The sequence below is a fragment of the Bifidobacterium callimiconis genome (genome assembly GCF_003952005.1).
GTDB classification, from domain to species: domain Bacteria; phylum Actinomycetota; class Actinomycetes; order Actinomycetales; family Bifidobacteriaceae; genus Galliscardovia; species Galliscardovia callimiconis.
Window position 1 is genome coordinate 56,504 of sequence record NZ_QXGJ01000012.1, and the last position, 19,040, is coordinate 75,543.

General features: G+C 63.4%; 13 protein-coding genes. 11 read left to right on the plus strand and 2 right to left on the minus strand.

Going from position 1 to position 19,040, the window contains the following annotated elements:
• The first annotated feature begins 209 nt into the window (after positions 1-209).
• The 3 genes from D2E23_RS10035 to D2E23_RS10045 all read left to right on the plus strand — a co-directional run bounded on the left by D2E23_RS10035 (position 210) and on the right by D2E23_RS10045 (position 2,028).
• A complete protein-coding gene (locus D2E23_RS10035; protein ID WP_241227280.1) occupies positions 210-563 on the plus strand; it encodes a type II toxin-antitoxin system RelE/ParE family toxin in 354 nt (117 codons plus the stop codon).
• A complete protein-coding gene (locus D2E23_RS10040; protein ID WP_206432039.1) occupies positions 541-852 on the plus strand; it encodes a helix-turn-helix domain-containing protein in 312 nt (103 codons plus the stop codon). The genes D2E23_RS10035 and D2E23_RS10040 overlap by 23 nt, the downstream gene beginning before the upstream one ends.
• A gap of 174 nt (positions 853-1,026) precedes the next feature.
• Complete coding sequence (locus tag D2E23_RS10045) at positions 1,027-2,028, plus strand: aldo/keto reductase (RefSeq protein ID WP_126030772.1); 1,002 nt, start codon at positions 1,027-1,029, stop codon at positions 2,026-2,028.
• 60 nt (positions 2,029-2,088) lie between these two features.
• Here D2E23_RS10045 and D2E23_RS10050 read toward each other — a convergent pair whose 3' ends face one another.
• The gene (locus D2E23_RS10050) at positions 2,089-3,387 is read right to left on the minus strand and encodes an FAD:protein FMN transferase (protein WP_126030773.1); all 1,299 of its coding nucleotides are present in this window, start codon (positions 3,385-3,387) and stop codon (positions 2,089-2,091) included.
• A 628-nt stretch (positions 3,388-4,015) separates the two neighbouring features.
• Here D2E23_RS10050 and D2E23_RS10055 point away from each other — a divergent pair.
• The 7 genes from D2E23_RS10055 to D2E23_RS10085 all read left to right on the plus strand — a co-directional run bounded on the left by D2E23_RS10055 (position 4,016) and on the right by D2E23_RS10085 (position 12,146).
• Complete coding sequence (locus tag D2E23_RS10055; protein ID WP_126030783.1) at positions 4,016-5,722, plus strand: FTR1 family iron permease; 1,707 nt, start codon at positions 4,016-4,018, stop codon at positions 5,720-5,722.
• Between the two features lie 68 nt (positions 5,723-5,790).
• Positions 5,791-6,426: an iron transporter gene (locus D2E23_RS10060; protein ID WP_198947574.1), complete on the plus strand. Its 636-nt coding sequence runs from the start codon at positions 5,791-5,793 to the stop codon at positions 6,424-6,426.
• 213 nt (positions 6,427-6,639) lie between these two features.
• Positions 6,640-7,911, plus strand: coding sequence for a Fe-S-containing protein (locus D2E23_RS10065; RefSeq protein WP_126030774.1), 1,272 nt, complete (start codon positions 6,640-6,642; stop codon positions 7,909-7,911).
• A 13-nt stretch (positions 7,912-7,924) separates the two neighbouring features.
• A complete protein-coding gene (locus D2E23_RS10070) occupies positions 7,925-9,280 on the plus strand; it encodes an ABC transporter permease (protein ID WP_126030775.1) in 1,356 nt (451 codons plus the stop codon).
• Between the two features lie 37 nt (positions 9,281-9,317).
• Complete coding sequence (locus D2E23_RS10075; protein ID WP_126030784.1) at positions 9,318-10,616, plus strand: ABC transporter permease; 1,299 nt, start codon at positions 9,318-9,320, stop codon at positions 10,614-10,616.
• Between the two features lie 33 nt (positions 10,617-10,649).
• Complete coding sequence (locus D2E23_RS10080; protein WP_126030776.1) at positions 10,650-11,447, plus strand: ABC transporter ATP-binding protein; 798 nt, start codon at positions 10,650-10,652, stop codon at positions 11,445-11,447.
• Between the two features lie 174 nt (positions 11,448-11,621).
• Positions 11,622-12,146 (plus strand): FMN-binding protein, encoded by a 525-nt coding sequence (locus D2E23_RS10085; protein ID WP_126030777.1) that lies wholly within the window; start codon positions 11,622-11,624, stop codon positions 12,144-12,146.
• A gap of 453 nt (positions 12,147-12,599) precedes the next feature.
• On the opposite strand, the gene D2E23_RS10090 is transcribed toward D2E23_RS10085, so the two are convergent.
• The gene (locus D2E23_RS10090; RefSeq protein WP_126030778.1) at positions 12,600-16,460 is read right to left on the minus strand and encodes a zinc ribbon domain-containing protein; all 3,861 of its coding nucleotides are present in this window, start codon (positions 16,458-16,460) and stop codon (positions 12,600-12,602) included.
• Positions 16,461-16,894: 434 nt separating this feature from the next.
• On the opposite strand from D2E23_RS10090, the gene D2E23_RS10095 reads away from it, so the two are divergent.
• Positions 16,895-18,682: a RecQ family ATP-dependent DNA helicase gene (locus tag D2E23_RS10095; RefSeq protein WP_164520780.1), complete on the plus strand. Its 1,788-nt coding sequence runs from the start codon at positions 16,895-16,897 to the stop codon at positions 18,680-18,682.
• Positions 18,683-19,040: the final 358 nt, after the last annotated feature.

Consider the following 19,040-nt stretch of genomic DNA (forward strand, 5'->3'; position numbering starts at 1 on the left):
CAACTCAACCCGCTATCGGTGACTGAGGGGAGCCACGCCCTCTATACCCCCAAAAAGGAACCCGCAGGGGGCCGCACCGGCGCACATTCGTCGCTTCCTCTTACGCTTCCCATCCATTCCTCCGCAATCTGAACACGTCAACGACGACGCGAACAGAAACGGAGGATATAATGAAAACGTTATATTCACGCAGAAGACAACGATGGGTGGTGCGACTCGAACTCATCGGGGACTGGCTGCTGTCCTTGGACGAGGAAACCTATGCACAGGTCATGGCCTCTCTGGAAATACTGGGGGAGCGTGGACCTATGCTGGGACGGCCTTTGGTGGATTCGATCCGGTACTCATCCATTCACAATCTCAAAGAACTACGGCCGCCATCATCCGGAATCAGCGAAATCAGAATGCTGTTCGCATTCGATCCCGAACGACGAGCTGTCATGCTGGTGGCGGGAGACAAACGGGGAAAGTGGGATGCATGGTACAAAACCAACATCCCTCTGGCCGAACAACGATGGAACACGTATATGGAGGAACGCAATGAAGCCGATGACCATCGATGACATTCTGAAAATCCGTCCGGTCGACGAAGCCGCCGTGGAACGCGAGAAGAAGCGCATGATCGCCGAGATCCGCGCATACAAGCTCCGCGAACTGCGGCGAAAACTCCACATCCCGCAGCAGGCGCTGGCACGCGCGCTGCACATCTCCCAGCCACGCATCTCACAGATCGAAAACGGCGAAATCGACTCGATCAAGGTCGGCACGCTGAAACGCTACGTGGAGGCCGTCGGCGGCCATCTGCGCATCGAGATCACGGTGAACGGACACACCACGCTGCTGGATTCGTGACCTCGGCGGCCACTGCGCTTCGGGAAACGCAGATCGTGCGAAGCGTATTCACCCGCTAAGGTGGAGGGTTGAGAGACGACGGAGACGATCGTGAGGATAACCACGTCCCGCGTGGCGCAGCAACGCCCGCGGCGCAACGTATGACCGCCCGCCGGGCAGTGAAAGGGGACTCGCATGGCACAGCTGGCAGGATTCGAGACACCGAGACTGGGCATGGGCACGATGGCGCTCGCCATCGAAGGACGACCGACGGGCCGGCGCGAGGCCATCGACACGATCCACGCGGCGCTCGACGAGGGCGTGCGCTACCTCGACACCGCATGGTCGTATTATCTGCCGAGTAAGCCCGGCACCGGGGAGCCCGAGGATCTCGGCTACGGCGAAAAGCTCGTCTACGATGCGCTGCACACGTGGAACGGCCCTCGCGACGAGGTGCTGGTGGCCACCAAGACCGGATGGCTGCGCACGCTGTCCGCGCCGGCGCCCGTGCCGGATGCGCCCGCCGAGACTGCTGATCCCGCCGCGTCCGACGCCGACCGTTCCGCCATCGCCGATCAGACCGGCGCCGTATCCGGCAACAACTTCGGCGAATACGGATGGCAGGCCGACGCCCGCCCCGAAACCATCATCCGTCAGGCCAAGGAATCTGCGCTTCGACTCGGCGCCGATACGCTGAGCCTGCTCTACTCGCACTGCCACGATCCACAGGTGCCGTACGACGAGCAGATGGGCGCGTTCCGCCAGCTCGTCGACGAGGGCGTGGTTCGCTACGTGGGCATCTCCCGCGTGGACGCCGCCGACATCGAAACGGCGAGCGAGATCCTCGACGATGCGTTCGTGGCCGTGCAGAACCAGTTCTCGCCCTCATTCCCCGACCCGGACCATACGCTCGAATACTGCGAACAGCGCGGACTGGCGTTCGTCTGCTGGTCGCCGCTCGGCGGATTCCTCGACAAGATCGACCAGCGCAAATACGACGCGTTCCGTACGGTGGCCGCCGTGCACGACTGCTCGTACCAGCGCGTGGTGCTGGCGTGGGAGATGGCCCAGTACGACCGTCTGTTCACGATCCCCAGCGCCCGCAATCCGCACGAGATTCAGGACTCCTTCGCCGCCACGCGGCTGATCCTCACCCCCGACGAACTGCGTTTCCTCAACGACTCCGTGGACCGTTGACCCGGTCTGTGGGGTGGGGCGTGGGCTCCCCTCGTTGAGGGGAGCCGGGTATGTGCTCGGTCAGGCCACAAAGAATTGTCCCGGGAAGCTCCGCGACTTGGCTAGGATCCGCTCCTCGGTGATGATCGCGCATTGGAAATCACAGGACTCGGCAAGCCTCGCCGCCGATGTGACGAACAATGCCGTCGCCAGTCCATCCGCTACCATGGTCGGATACGGTTCGGAGTCTGCGCCGTCGAACAACACCCACGATGCGCGTACATCGTTGGCCGGCAGCCCATCGAGCGCGTTGAGCAGGTGATGGGCCTCGTGCAAGGTCTCGGCTCCTGACACCGGCCAATGCCGTCGACTCGGGGCCGACGCGCATAGGGATGCATGCGTGAGCTCGAGAACGCCCACGGCGCGCGTAGTGTTGTCCGGATCCTCGAGCGCGATGCGGGCCGGCCGGTACCCGAAGCCCGGGCAGACTTCGGGCCGTTCATTCGCATCCCGTCCGTTCGGATTTTCCTGCCGGCCCACCAACCCGGACTCCGGAGTCCGCTCGGTCGTCCCCGGTTTGGTTCCGCGACTGTCGTACACACGTACGCGCAGATCGCCGCCGGCGTCGATCACATACCGCAGTGGCTCTGTCCCGTTGCGATCGTCGCCATGTTCTTCGAGCCGCTCCCTGTCATACCGTTCCAGCATCTCTCCAAGCAGATCCACCATGTATCCTTTGCCCGCGGCTCCGAAATCCAGCCGTACCGGGCCCGTGGTGACGAGCGTCGTGCCGTCGCGGCGCACCGAGTCCCAGGTGGCGCGTCCGTGTTCCCGGCCGAGATGTGCGAACGCCCCGGATTCCATGCGGAACGTCAGATTCGCGTCATAGCCCAGGCGCGTAAGGTCCTCGCCCACGCACGGGTCGATCGCACCTTCGGTCGCGGCGAACATGCGATCGTAGAACGCGAACAGCGGGCGTGTGAAGTCGGGGAATTCGAACCGGCCTCCGTGCGGGGAGCGGGCCATGGCCGAAACGGTCGAATCCTCGCGAAACCGTGACAGCGCCCGTTCGAATTCGTCGATACGTGATGCCATGCGGTCGTGCAGGGAGGAGGTGATCTGCTGCGATGAGGTGATGATGATCCCGCCTCCCAAAGCGTTGGGAAAGCTGACGACGGCGGGGCCTTCCGAAGGCTTTCGCCCTGGTTGGGGCGCGTTCCCGTTCGCGGGGACGCCGGATTCCAAGGGCGTTGATGAGCCGTGGCATACGTTTCCGGGGAAGTTCTCCATGGGTTTCATGGTAGGTCGGAGGCCGGCCCCGCGTTTTTCGGAAGGAATGAACTCGGGAAAAATCGCAGAACTGCAAAGTAGCTTTTTCACCCGCCTCGGAAGCCCTGTAATTGCAACGGTTTCAAGATTTTGTGATTCGGTACTTTGCAGTTCTGCGATTATGCTCCCTGTACCGGAAGGGAATCGTCGGGATGTGTGATCGTTTATGGGCGGTTTTGTACGATTCGGTCTTGGAAATGTGAGGTTCTGAGAATGTCGTGAAGGGCGGCGGTTCACAAATCGACGTTATCCGAGCAACTCCCGCGGATTTCCGCCGCAGCTTTGCGGGTATCTTCGATTCGTGTTATCCCAACTATCGAGACGATTTTTTGGGCGATGCCAATAATTTACACAAATGGACAAAACATAAGGCGCACACCGTTTTGTGAGCGCTCACACCCTATTCTGACCTAGGGGAGGCCGCCAATTACCACGCACCCCTAAAAATGTCAAGACTTTCTTTTTCGGGAAAGTGGCTCTAAGTTTCCGTAACGGTTCATGAAAATGCTGTGGAACTATTGAAAACATTGGTTTTCGAGAGGGGATCCGCAGTGGCGGAAATTGAGAGGAATCTATGCGTTCACTGAGCATGACACTCGTACGCCATGGGCGAAACGCCGTTGCCGGCATCTCCGGCGGCGCGGTCCGCGGCGTCATTCGTGTCTTCGCGGCCGTGATCATGGCGGTGCTTATGGTGGCGGCGCTCTTCGTGTCCCCGAACGCCGCGTTGGCCGCGTCCGGCTCCGACGGCGTGCCGACCAAGGCGTCGTTCGACTACACCACGTGGACCCAGATCTCCGACAAGATCGCCGAGCAGCTGAACGAAGGCTCCACCGACTACAAGAACGGTGACCATTCCGGCGCATCCTCCGCGTTCAACTCCGCCTACAGCATCACCTACGTGTCCACCAACTTCTCCCAGGCCACGATCGATAAGCTCGGCCAGGAGAAGTTCCAGTCGCAGCAGCAGCAGTTCAATACGATCAAGTCGCTGGCCTACCAGCAGGGCAAGGAAGGCGACATCGACTCCGGCATCGCCACGCTGACCGCCGACATCGCCGACACCGCGACCCAGCTCGACAACGCCTCCGACCTGCTCAAGCCGCAGGAATACTACACGGCCCGCGCCGAGAAGACCAACGCCCAGCGCAAGACGCTCGAGGCCAACAAGGTCAACAAGAACACCGGCAAGGGCGACCGCACCTGGACCGACGTGGCCAACGAGATGACCCCGATCCTCGACAAGGCGCTCAAGGCCGCCAAGGCCGGCGACGGCCGCAAGGGCTCCGACCTCGTCAACAACGCCTACTACCAGTACTACGAGAAACTCGGCTTCGAGAAGAACGTGATGAACGCCATCGGCGGCGACCGCGTCTCCAAGGTGGAATCCACGTTCAAGGAGGCCCGCAAGGCCATGGTGGCCGGTGAGGATGCCACCCAGCACATCACCAGCCTCAAGTCCATGCTGGTGGAGGACGCCGGCAAGCTTGACGGCGGCGCCGCGGACAACGTCAACGGCTTCACCAAGTTCATCACCAGCTCCGTCGGCCAGGCCTTCCTGATCCTCATCCGTGAGGGCCTTGAGGCGCTGCTCGTGGTGGCCGCCATCATCGCCTACCTGATCAAGTCCGAGAACAAGCGCTTCGTCAAGTGGATCTACGTCGGCGTGCTGGCCGGTCTGGCCGGCTCCGGCGTGGTGGCCGTGCTCTTCGGCCTGCTCTTCGGCGGCAGCGGCCCGATCCAGGAGATCATGGAGGGCGTGTGCGCCCTGATCGCCATGGGCATGCTGCTGTGGACCAGCAACTGGATGCTCAACAAGTCCAGCGTCGAAGCGTGGAACAAGTACATCAAGAACAAGACCGAGTCCGCAGTGGCCTCCGCCGACGCAGTGGCCTCCGCTGGCGAGAAGACGACCGTGGGCACCATGGTCTCGCTCGCCATGCTGAGCTTCCTCGCCGTGTTCCGCGAGGGCGCCGAAACCGTGATCTTCTACGAGTCGATCTACTCGATGAGCCGTGACTCGCGAGGCATGTGGATCGGCGGCATCGCCGCGGCCGTGGTGCTGGTGATCGTGTTCCTGATCATCCGCTTCACCTCCGTGAAGATCCCGATCGGCCCGTTCTTCCTGGTCACCTCGATCCTGATGTCCATCCTCGTGGTCGTCTTCGCCGGCGGCGGCGTGCACGCACTGATCGAGGGTGACGCCCTGGGTGGCATGTACCTCAACGGCGTGCCCACCAACGACTGGCTCGGCTTCTACCCGTACGTGGAGACCATCGTGGCCCAGGCCATCGCCGCGGTCGCCGTGATCGCCCTGTTCGTGGTCGGCTTCATCAAGCAGCGCAAGGCCAAGGCCAAGCTCGCATCCGCCGAGCCCGCCAAGTAGACGCAGACGCGACCCGCGAACACAACCCCAAGATTTTTCCAAAATCCCAACAGAAAAGGAAAAGAGAAATGATGAAGAACAAGATCAAGGCTCTGCTGGCCGTCGTGGCCGCCGGTGCCATGGCGTTCTCGCTCGCCGCCTGCGGCAACTCCAACGCCTCCTCCAGCTCCGACAAGAGCGCTTCCTCCTCCAGCTCCAAGACCACCGAGTCCAAGAGCACCGACGGCGGCGCCGGCTTCGAAGAGATCCCGATCGGCGACGACCAGGAGGTCGGCCCGCTGAACGTGGCCGCCGTGTACTTCCAGCCCGTCGACATGTACCCCGAAGGCCAGGGCCTGTCCGCCGCCGAGTCGAACCTCCACCTCGAGGCCGACATCCACGCCCTGAAGAACAACCAGCTGGGCTACGCCGAGGGCGAGTTCATCCCGAAGCTGACCGTGGACTACAAGATCGAGGACAAGAACGATCCGAACAACGTGCAGCAGGGTACGTTCATGGAAATGAACGCCGACGACGGTCCGCACTACGGCGCCAACCTGAAGCTCGACAAGGACGGCGAGTACAAGCTCACCTTCACCATCCACTCCCCGCAGGAGAACGGCTGGACCCTGCACGTGGATCCCGAGACCGGTGTGAAGGGCCGCTTCTGGACCGAGCCGCTGACCGCCTCCTTCGATTGGGACTACACCGTTCACCAGTGGTGATCGCGGTACCATTCGCAGTGGCGTAACGTTCTGATACGCCCCGCAAGGGGCTGACCGGGAACTTACACCCTAGGGCATTCCGCCGATTCGCTCCCCTGCGGGAGGTGAATCGCCGGAATGCCCTCTACGCGTTTTTGGATGAAAACACGTGGCATAACGCATAACGTGACACAACCAATACACAACTGAACATCAACAACGAAAGGCTGATGAATGCTTGGACAATACGTGCAGGCGTTGCCGGGTATGCTGTCGCCATGCCTGCTGGTCATGGTGATGAGCGTACTGCTCACCGTGGGTGAGGGACGCGACAAACCGAAAAGCGCGAACTGGCGTCTCATCGGCCTGATCCTGGGCCTGCTCGGTGCGCTCGTGTTCGCCACGCTGCGCGGCACGGCCGTCATCGATCGTCGCTCCACGGTGAACCTGCCGGCGCTGATCCTCGCGGTCGTGTTCGACGTGGCCATGATCGCCGTCGTACTCACCGCACACAGACTTACGAAGAACTGGCATGACCATGCGGTCGCGCTGCATCTCGGCAACTTCGCCGCCGCGGCCGGCATCGCATGCACCACCTTCTACATCACGCCCGACGTGATCCTGCAGCTGACCAACTTCGTGGAGACCGGCAAGTCGCCGTTCACCTCCGAAATGCTGCTGCGCGCGCTCGGCTTCCTGCTCGGCGTGGGCACCGCCATCGTCACGGCGGCCATCTTCCGTACGATGCGCTCCACGGCCGTCCGCGCATCGTTCACCGCGGCGGCGGCGCTGCTGGTCGTGCTGATCCTCATCCGCCACCTGACCGACCTGTTCTCGCTGATGATGAACATGCTGATCCTGGTGCTGCACGGCCCGGCGTTCCGCGCCCTCATCTTCTTCCACAACCACGAGATCCAGTTCACGCTCGCGCAGGCGCTCGTGTTCGTCATCCCCGTCGTCGCATCGCTGATCGCCGGATTCAGGATGCCGAGGACCGGCGCGAACGAGGCCATCGCCCGTACGCACATCGCATTCAAGCGTCGCGCGCTGGCGGCCAGCGTGTGGAGTCTCGTCGCCATGATCGGCGTGACCGTGGCACTCACGTTCGGCGTCTACGAGAACAACAAGGTGCCCGAGCTTTCGCCGCCGGAACCGTATTCGCTGAGCAAGGGCGTGGCCACGATCAACTTCTCCCAGGTGGAGGACGGCCATCTGCACCGCTTTGAATACAAGGCGAAGGACGGCACCACCATGCGCTTCATCATCATCAAGAAGAACGGCGGCGCATACGGCATCGGTCTGGACGCGTGCGAGACGTGCGGCGACGCCGGCTACTACGAGGAGAACGGCAAGATCATCTGCAAGCGCTGCGACGTGGCGATCAACCTCGCCACCATCGGATTCAAGGGCGGTTGCAACCCGATCCCGTTCAACTACAAGATCGGCAACGGCAAGATCACCATCCAGACGGCGGATCTCGACGCGCTGTCGCAGCACTTCAAGTAAGGGGAGGTGAAGCGTGTTCTTTCTTCGTATGATTTTCCGGTCGTTCAGCAGGCAGTTCAAACGTCGTCTGCTGATCGCCGTCACCGTGTGCCTGTCCGCCACGGTGAGCGTGGCCATGCTCGGCGTCGTGTTCGACGTGGGCGACAAGCTCAACGCCGAACTGTCGACGTACGGCTCCAACATCACCGTGCAGCCGAAGTCCGACGCCGTGATCTCCGATCTGTATTCCACGGACGACGCGGCGGGTGCGGCCGGCACGTCCGATTCGACGGGCGGCTCCGGCACGACCAGCGATCCCACGTCGTTCCTCAAGGAGTCGGACGCAAAGAACATCAAGACGATCTTCTGGGCGTTCAACATCACCAACTTCGCGCCGCAGCTCAATATCCATGCGAACGCCGGCGTGAACGGCGGCAGCGGTCAGGTCAGCATCCCGATCGTGGGCACGTGGTTCAACAAGACGCTCAAACTCGACACTGGCGAATCCACCGTGGTGGGCGTGCAGGGCATGCGTTCCTGGTGGACCGTGCAGGGCGCTTGGCCCAAGGACGACACCGATCAGGCGATGATCGGCGTGAACCTGGCCGACAAGCTCGGCGTGAAGATCGGCGATACGCTCACGCTGACCAAGACCACCGCGTCCGGCGTGAACAACGTGCAGCCGGTGAAGATCGTCGGCACATACGACTCCGGCGACGACGCGGCCAACTCGCTGTACATGGCGAGCTCGGTGGCGCAGACGCTGGCCGATCTGCCTGACTCCGTCGACAAGATCGAGGTCAAGGCGCTCACCACGCCGGAGAACGATCTGGCGCGCAAGGCCGCCAAGAACCCGGCCGCGCTGACGTCCGAGGAGTGGGAGACCTGGTACTGCACCGCGTACGCGAGCTCCATCGCCTACCAGATCGAGGAGGTCATCCCCGGTTCGGTGGCCAAGCAGGTGCGGCAGGTGGCCGCGCTGCAGGGCGACGTGATGAACAAGACCCGCGCCGTGATGATCCTTATGACCGCGCTGAGCCTGGTCGCCGCCGCCATCGCCGTGGCGAACCTCATGGCCGCGTCGATCGGCGAGCGCGGCAACGAGCTGGCGCTGCTCAAGGCCATCGGCGCCACGGATGGCGCGGTGTCCCGTCTGATGCTGGCCGAGACGGCGGTGATCTCGCTCGTGGGCGCGCTCATCGGCGCCGGTCTGGGCTCGGGCGTGGCACAGATCGTGGGACAGGTGGTGTTCGGTTCGGGCATCACGATGCGTCCCATGGTGTTCGTGCTGGTGTTCGTGCTGCTGGCCATTACGATTCTCATCGCCTCGGTGTCGTCGATCCGTTCGATTCTGAGGCTGCGTCCCGCGGAGGTGCTGCATGGCCGCTGATAGCAAGGTCGAAAAGGCCGGCAAGATTCGCAAGCCGATGACGAATCGGCGTATGTTCTTCGCCATGATCTTCGGCGCGGTGTTCCGTCGCCGTTCGCGTGCCGTGATGGCCGTCGTCTCGTCGATGGTGGGCGCGGCGACGCTGTTCTGTCTGGCCGCCGTGTGCCTGGTGGTGCCGCAGCAGATGAGTGCCGAGATGCGTGCGTATGGCGCGAATCTGATCGTCACGCCGAACGAGGCGTCGAGTGCCGCCGGACTGAGTGCCGACACGGTGTCGTCGGTCGAGAAGACGGTCGAGGCCGCCGGTTCCGCCAAGTCGGCCACCTACCGTTACGAGACGGTGCGCATCAACTCGGCACCCTACGTGCTTGGCGGCATTGACGTGAATCAGGTGCGCGACCTCAACCGCCATTGGGTGGTCGACGGCAAGTGGCCGAGCGAGGGCCGTGTGCTTGTGGGTCGTGATGTGGCCGACGCGATGGGATTGGAGATCGGTTCGGCGATCAAGATCGCGTATCGTGCGTCGGACAATGCGGCCGGGGCGAGCTCGTCCGGCACGTCCGGTTCGGCCGGATCGAACGCCACCGCAGTGCCGAACGACAGCACGACCGCCGGTACGACGTCCGCCGAAACGCAGGCGCAGTCCACGGGCCAGTCGTCGCGTGACGGACGCGTGTCCACCGACATTCTCAACACCGACGGCACCGAGTTCCGCGTGGCCGGCATCGTCGACACCGGCGGCAGCGAGGACGAGATCGTATACGCCACGAACGATGACCTGACCAAACTGGCCGGCGAGCGCGGCAGCGATGTGATCGAGTTCTCCTCCGAGGCGTCCGCCGATCAGCTCACGCAGCTCGTTAATCGAATCAACAAATCGTCGTCGTTGGGTGTGAAGGCACAGCAGGTCAGCAAGATCACGTCGTCGAACACGCGCATCATCACCATGCTGCAGACGCTGTTCTGGCTGGTGTCGGTCGTGGTGCTGGTGCTGACGCTCGTGGGCGTGAGCACGACCATGGCGTCGATCGTCTCGCAGCGCCGCAACGAAATCGGTCTGCGCAAGGCGCTGGGTGCGAGCTCCGCGTCGGTGGGCGCCGAATTCTACGTGGAGTCGGCGCTCTATGGTCTGCTCGGCGGCGTGGTGGGCACGGGCATCGGCTACGTGTTCGCGCGCGTACTGTGCCAGACTGTGTTCGAACGGACGCTGTCGTTCAACTGGCTGCTGGGATTGGCGTCGGTGGTGCTCAGCGTGCTGATCGCCGTGGTCGCGTCGATCGTGCCCGTGCGCCGCGCCTCCCGCATCGACCCCGCCATCGTGCTGCGTGAAGAATAATCGTCAATCCCCAACCGTCACAAAGGATCTCCAATGCTTCTGGAACTTGATCACATCTCCAAGATCTACGGCTCGTTGCACGCCGTGGACGACCTGTCCCTCACCGTGCCGGAGGGCGAATGGCTCGCCATCGTCGGCTCGTCCGGCTCGGGCAAGACCACGCTGATGAACATGATCGGCTGCATGGACACCCCGAGCAAGGGCTCGGTTTCCCTCGAGGGACGCAAGCTCGAGGATCTCAACGCCACGCAGCTGGCCGATGTGCGTAAGAACCTGATCGGTCTCGTGTTCCAGAAGTTCTATCTGGTGCCGCATCTGACCGCCGTGGAAAACGTGATGGTCGCGCAGTACTACCATTCGGTGGTCAACGAGAAGGAGGCGCTCGAGGCTCTGGACCGCGTGGGCCTCAAGGATCGCGCCCACCACCTGCCGGGCCAGCTGTCCGGCGGCGAACAGCAGCGAGTGTGCATCGCTCGCGCGCTCATCAACTGCCCGAAGCTGATCCTCGCCGACGAGCCCACCGGCAACCTGGACGAGAAGAACGAGAAGATCGTGCTTGACCTGTTCCGTCAGCTGCACGAACAGGGCACCACGATCATCGTCGTGACGCACGACGCGCTGGTCGCCAGCTGCGCCGAACGTGAGATTATGCTCAACCACGGCGTGCTCGTGGGTGAGAAGTGGAACGACGAGGACGCGCGCGCCAAGTACGAGGCGGCCGGCGGCAAGCCCGCATCCACGGGCAGCAAGTCCGAAGGCGCGCAGACCGGCGAGACCGCGATCGGGTTCGCCGACCCGACCAAGGCCGCCAAGACCGGCGGCGAGGAGTAAACAAGAGCGGTGAGAGCGGTGGCTCGGTACTTTACTCCACCAAATGGTCGCTGTTCCGGCTGATTTGCGACTGTTTGATGGAGTAAAACGCGGATTTAGTCCATTTGGCGCTGTGAAATCCGTGCCGTGATCCGTGTACCGTGGGGATAGGCAATCAACAGGGGAGGAACTGACATGACCAACAAGACCGTAAAGACCGCGGCCGGCGCGCTCGCCGGTCTGGTGGTGGTCGGCGCACTGCTCGGCGGCTGCGGAAGCCCGCATTCCAAGGCGGTGCCGATGGACGACGAATACGCCGGCAACTCGGGGGAGTCGTCGGCTTCGCCGTCCACCGGATCGTCCGATTCATCATCTTCATCCGCGTCTTCGTCGGCCTCCGACGACGCGTCGTCGAAGGACACCGGCAACTACAAGGACGGTACATACTCGATCAAAGGCGTGTACGGTCCGGTCAACGAGGACAGCATCGACGTCACCCTGACGATCGCGAACGGCGTGATCACGGACGTGCAGGTGGTGGGCCATCCGCTCACCAGCATCTCCAAGGACCATCAGGACGCGTTCATCCAGGCCATCCCCGGCGTGGTGGATGGCAAGCAGCTCAAGGGACTGAAGATCGACAACGTGGCCGGCGCCAGCTGGACGTCCGACGCGTTCAACTCCGCCCTCGACCTCGCTCGTGAGCAAGCCTCGCAGTGAGGTTGCCGGCGCACGTCACCTCATCCGTCCGGCTTCGCCGGCCACCTTCCCCTCAAGGGGAAGGCTGCGTGTCGCTGTGCGAGCTCATCCGGCAATGCCGGCTTCCCCTTGAGGGGAAGCTGTCACGCGAATGCGTGACTGATGAGGTGACGTGCGCCGAAGCGGCGCAGTCGCTTTGTGCTCCCTCCAAGGGAGGGAGCTGGCCGACGAAGGCGGACTGAGGGAGGGCCTCCGCGGGCGTTTTTTCAGGCATTCGTTCCGCAAGTGTGGTCCCGGCTGCCGCCGGGCGTTTTGTTGGCTCGCCTGTCGGCTCGCCTAAGTCCTAAAAACGCCTCTGGCGTTTTCTTAACGGACTCAGTCCTGCAAGTGTTGTCGGCCTGCGGCCGCGTTTTGTTTGCTCGCCTGTCGGCTCGCCTGAATGCTAAAAACGCCTCTGGCGTTTTTTATACGCATTCAGCCCACATACGCTGAGCCGTCGCCGGTTTCGATCTTGGGGAGATTCACGGTCGGATCGGTCTCGCCGTTGCCGAGCGCGTCGATGAACTGCTTGATGCTTGGCGCTTCCTTGCCGGCCGGATAGTACGTCATCGTCTCGTTGTTCGACAGACTCCACGTGACCGTGCCGTCGCCGTTCTCCTTATACGAATCCGCGGTGTACGAGTACGCGCCGCTCGACCCGCTCGCCTCGCCGGCGTCCTGCATGCTGATGCTGCAGTCGGCGCTCACGGTAAGCTGCATACTGCCCTGCCACATGCCGTAGTTGCCGGCGATGTTCTGGCATCGGGTCTTGTCGTCAGCCGCCTGCTTGGCCTTGACCGACGCGTTCACCTTCTCCATGGCGGTCTCCAACGTGTCAGACGCCTTGTTCAGCGCCGACGCGGTGACCTTGGACGAATCCGCATCGGTCAGGCTCTGCATCAGCGTGCTCGCGTCGCTGATGGCCTGCTGCAGTGCGGTGAGCACGGTTTCATCGGTTACGTTGCCGGTGGCCGACGTCATGAGCTCCTTGGCCTTGCTGAGCGTGGACTCCAGCGTGCTCTTGGCGTCCGCAAGCGTTTTGCTGGCCTTGCTGCCCTTGAGCGTGGTCACGCCGTTGTCGATTTTCGACGCGAGCGTGACGTTGCTTTTGGCCAGCGACTTGAATTTATCGGCGCTCGCGTTGAGCTGCGCGGTGGTGCGGTCGACGCTGCACGATTCCGACGAGCCATCGTCCGTAGAGGTGTTGACCAGATTGTTCAGACTGGTGATGGCGGTCTGATCGCTCACCTCGTCATACTGGGTATCGCTGATCGCCTGCTTGCCCTTGGTGATCGAATTCGACAACGTGGTCGCCGACTTGTCGAACGAGGACTGCGCTTCAGTGCAGGCGCTGACCGCGGCCTGATGCTCGCGGTTCCGCCACAGCGCATAGCCGCCGGCGGCCGCTACGAGCGCGATCACGCAGATCACGGCCGCGACGATCGCCCCCGTATGCCTGCGCTTGGGCTTGGGGGCGGGGGCGTTGCCGATCGGCCCACCGGGAACCTGTCCGCTGCCCGGCCCATTGGGGGTGCCGGGCACATTGGGCGTGGAGCCGCCGGGAATTGAACCGTTGCCGTATCCGCCGGTCGTGGTCGGAGTCGGGGCGGTGGATCCACCGTACTGATTGCCGTATGCGGCGTTGTCGCCGTAGGTGTTCGTTCCGTATGCGCCGTCGGGCTGACCGGGCTGACCAAACTGTCCGTATGACGTCTGCTGGCCGTTCGGCGCGAACGCCGACGGCATGGCCATCGTCTCGGATGTTGCCGATGACGTTGCCGACGCTACCGGCTGCTGATAGGCCATGGTCTGATCCACGACGGTCTTGTCGTCGACCTTGCCGAGGAACGGAACCTCGTCATCCTCGTCGTCCGGCACGGCAAACTGGGCAAGTTCGTCGAGCGCCGACTGCGGTGCGGATTGTGCCGGCGTGACCGGTGCAAGAATCGACGGGCGGGTGGACGACTGCACGGTCGGCTGTGACGGATCCTGTACGGTCGGCTCCGCGGTCGACGACGCCGAACGCGCTGTGCGAACGGGCTGGTTTTCCGGTGCTGGTGTGGCTGACGGTGCTGACGGTGTTGCCGGAGTCGTCAACGGAGTCATGGCGATCGTCTCTTCGGGCGCGGTCGTGGAGGATGTCGGAACGGCTGCCGGCGTATCCTTCCCGCCGGTCGTATTGGACAACGGCAGTGCGGTGGTATGGGGGATGTCGGCGTCATGCGTGACGGCCGACGGTTTGATCACCGTGGTCTCCGCGGAGGAGGGGACGGTTGCGGATTCGGATGCCGGGCCCGTAGCGGATGCCGGAGTAGTCGTTTCTGAGGCGGCCGCGGCCGTTGGATGTGCGGCCGCAGCGGTTCCGACGATTCCTGCGACACCCGCTCCGGCCAGAAGGGTCTTCATCTGCTTGACGGGGATCGCCTGCGTGGCCTGTTCCTCCGGATGCGTGGTATTCGCCATCGGATTGTTGGTCGTTGCGGTTGGGGAGGGAACCGGTGCCATGGCCACGGTCTCCTGACCGCCGGACGGTTCCGCAGTGTTCTGCGGCAGCGCGGTGGTGGGAGGGATCGCCGGCGGCATGGCCGGTCCCGTAGGAATCGCCTGCGCTGCCTGTTCCTCCGAAGCCTGCGGTACGGAGGCCTTTGCGGGGACGGCGACGGTATTCAACGAAGTCGGCGCGGTTTCACCCAATACGGCAATGCCCGGCTGAGCGTCATTCTCCGCAGTATCGTCGAACCATTCCAGCGGGTTGAACGCCGTGGTCTCCTCCGCCTCGCGAACCGGATCCGGCTCGTTCCCGGTTGCGGTTTCAATCGCATCGGCTCGCGTCGGGTCGGAAATCACCGTACGGTCATCTATTTCAGATGCTGACGGAACGGTATCGTCATCGATCTGCGGAGGAGACAGCACGGTCCTGTCGTCCTCGTCCTCAAGCGCGGCCAACGGATCAAACGCCGTTGTCTCCTCGCCAATCGAAGTGGTCGCAGAAGTATTGTTGACCGTGGTGACGTGCTCCTCCTGGGAAAGGGCATTGCCCGACGTTGCGGGACTGGGGGAGGGCGTACCGGTTCCGTGTTCGCTTTCGGGAACGTGGGCGGGAGTGTCTACGTCATCAGCGTTCGGTGCCGGGTTCGGTGCCGGGTGTTCTCCGGGCTGAGCGTGCAGGCCGTGAGCACTTGCATCGGCGGCCTCCTCCTCAGCCAGTGCGGCCAGCGGATTGAATGCCACCGTCTCTTCACCTACGGAGCTGGCTTCGGGTTCCTTCTCCTTGTGCTCCTCCCGAGAGGAGGCGCCGTCCGGCAAAGTCGGACTGGGGGAGGACTGCACTCCTGCACCGGCTTCGGTTTGATCAGCCTGGCCAGCGCCTGTAGCGGCCGCTTCCTCCTCGGCCAAGGCCGCCAGAGGGTCGAACGCGGTCGTCGCTTCACCTACGGAGCTGGCTTCGGACTCTCCGGTGGTTTCCTTGGCCGCGTGCTCCTTCTGGGGGAGTGGACTGTCCGACTTTGTCGGGCTGAGGGAGGGCGCATCAGCGCTGTTTCCACTCGACTCGGCCTGTGCGGGCTCCTGCGCTTCTTCAGCCTGCTCCCGAGCCTCTTCTTCCGCTCGTGCCGCGGCGATCGCCTCGGTGCGGGCCACCAGCGATTCCAGCGGCTGCGCCTCGTACACCGGCTGTGCGGCGATGAACGGCGTATGCCTGCCGTGCTGGGGTTCCGCTCCCGGCACCGCTTCGCGCGCGGCCTCGCGAGCCGCTTCCTTGGCGGCTTCCTGCGCGGCTTCGCGCTCCTCCGCGGTCACGCCCCACGGCGCAATGTCCCCGGTCTCCGGCGCAATCTGGAATGCACCCGGATTCGGCTGTGCGGCGGGTGTGATCGGTGCTGACGATCCCCCTGTTCCCGTGGCGGCTGTTCTGGAATTGTGCTCCGGTTGTATGGAGACCGGCTGCGCCGTGCCTTCGTGCACGGCTCCCGGCCGAACCGCTCCTGGCTTTGGACCGCCGAACCGCTGCGGAGGCAGGATCTCCGTTTCGCCGAGGTCCTCCGCCGTGTGCGGAACCGATTCCGCCTGCGTTTGGGGTACGAACGATGGTGGCATCTGCGCTGGTGCAGGCAATGGTCCCGCGGCTTCGGCCGGCAACGGCACCGGACCGGCATTCAGGCCCGGTGCCTGAATCACCGTGTCATCCTGAATCGGCGCCGCGGCGAACCTGTGCCCACATTTCGCGCAGAAATTGGCGCCCTCCATACGCGGGGCCCCGCATTGCGGGCAGAACTGCGTCTTTCCTGTCTCGCTCATCGCCTTCACGCCTTTCCCTCGCGCACATGTGGTGCTCTATTGCGGCTCTTTTCCCCCAGCCTAGTCGCTCACCGGCTCCGTTCTCCACATCGGTATTGCCGTGCGGCAATGCTTGCATGGTTTTGCTACACATGACCGAAAATCGCACGATGAATGTGAGGGAATGTTCGGTTCGTTCGAGGGGCACGGGCCGCGCCGGTTCACAAATCGAAGATATCCCAGCAAGGTCTTGAACCAGCCGGCTGGAATCGTTGCAATAGCGACGATTCCAAGCATGCTCGATTTTGCCTCCCCAAGGTATCTTCGATTTGTGAACCGGTCCCGCCTGAGACCTCGGTCTTCCGCCGTGTCCAATCGAAGAAAACCGCACACCGCACGTCACAAAACGAATCACATCGCGCCTCTGCCCTATGCTCGCGCATATGAGCTCCTCCGTGCCAAGCCCTACTCCGACAAATCCCATCCGCGACTTCACCCCTTTCGCGCTCAAGGCCCTCGAACGCAACTTCGGCTACACCTCGTTCCGTACCGGACAGGCCGACGTGGTCAACGCCATCATGAACCACCGCGACGTGCTCGCCGTGCTGCCCACCGGCGCCGGCAAATCAGTGTGCTACCAACTGCCGGCGATCGCCCTGCGTCTCACGCTCGTCATCACCCCGCTGCGCGCGCTCATGCGAGACCAGGTACAATCGCTCGCCAAGCGCCACATCGCCGCCGCGCTCATCGACTCGGGCACGGCGGGCCCCGAACGCCAGCGCATCTACGCCGCCGCGCTCGCCGGTCACATCAAACTGCTCTACGTGGCGCCGGAACGCCTGCATACCAACGATTTTGCGGCGTTCGCCCATCGGGCCCCCATCGATCTGATCGCGGTGGACGAGGCGCACTGCGTGCTGCAGTGGGGCCAGGACTTCCGCCCCGCGTATCTGGGCATCCGAGCGTTCGTCGAATCGTTGTCCGCGCACCTGCCGGCCCGCCCGGTCATCGCCGCGTTCACGGCCACCGCCACGCCCGCCACGCGCAACGAGATCATCGCCAACCTCGGACAGATCGATCCCATTCGCGTGACCACCACCTTCGACCGTCCGAATATTCGCTTCGACGTGCGGTTCGTCAAACGCTGGAGCCGCGAGCGCGCGATCGTGGACTGGGCCGTGGCGCACAAGGGCCAGTGCGGCATCGTGTACTGCAACAGCCGTGCGCGTACCGAGGAGCTGGAGCAGGCGCTGCTCGACGCCGGCGTGGCGGCCGCGCACTTCCACGCGCGCATGCCGGAGTCGGACAAGGGCCCGGTGCAGGACCGGTTCCTGCGCGGCGAGATCCAGGTGATCTGCGCCACGAGTGCGTTCGGCATGGGCGTGGACAAGCCGGACGTGCGCTGGGTGATCAACGACGGCGCGACCGACAGCCTGGAGGAGTATTACCAGGAGGCGGGTCGCGCGGGGCGTGACGGCAAGGAGTCGGTGAGCCTGCTGCTGTGGGCCGACGACGATTTCGACTGGCTGCGCAAACGCGTGGACGAATCATTCGGCAACGCCGCGATGGACGACGAGGAGCAGAAGCGGGCCAAGGAGGCGGCGCTGGGTCGGCTGGATGCGATGGAGCGCTACTGTGAGACACCTGGTTGCCTGCGCGCCGAATTGCTCCGATATTTCGGGGAGGGCGTCGGGGAATCCGCCGGTGAACGGACCGCCGCGAATCCCGGTGGTTCCGGCGCGGCCCCTGCCTCCGGTTCCGGCGCGGACTCGACTTCCCGCGGATCCTTCTACCGTTGTGGTGCGTGTTCGCATTGCCTTGGGCTGTACAAGACGTCGAAATTCGGCTCGTTCGATGACGATGACGAATACGGAGGTGGAGGTCGCGGCGGCCGGGGCTCCCGCCGTGGTCGTGGCGGTCGTGACTTCGATGGCACCCGCTACGAGGATCTTGACGACGACTTCGATTCCAGCTGCTCCGACGGCTGGGGTTCCGCAGGCGATTCGCAGGACTCCCGCAGCCGCTACGGTCGGGGCAAGGGACGCAAGGGCTACGGTCGTGGTCGTAAGGGCGGCAGCTACGGCGGCTACAGAAGCTACGGTTCCGGTCGCGAAAACTACGCCCGCGATGACGACGACTTCGACGCCTCCCAGACCTCCGGCACCAGCGGCCGCAATCTGCGCAAGTCCTCCGGTTCCGTCTACTCCGCGATGTTCGGCACCGACTCCGATCTCGATGCTTAACCGCTTGGCTTGACCGTCCGGACTGGCTGTCTGGATGTCCACCCAGAAGGTATTCGGATCGATCATCCGGGGCAACCATCTATCGGCTGGCGCCTTGCCCCTGAACGTGGTCCGTTCCACGGTCTCTTTCAGATCGTCCTCTCTGGACGGGTTCCAGCTTTCTCATCGTTCTCACTCCCGCAGAACTCTGAACTCTCGCCCACATAAAACCCCATGCCAATGTGCGGCCAGCATGAGCGTTCTCCACAGACCTTGTGCACTATTGGAGCGTTCCTGTTTGGTTCTGACGGTATTTGTGCGTAATGGCGTGGTCGGCTCGCGATTCACTGCGACTGGAATCGCACAACTGCAAAGTAGC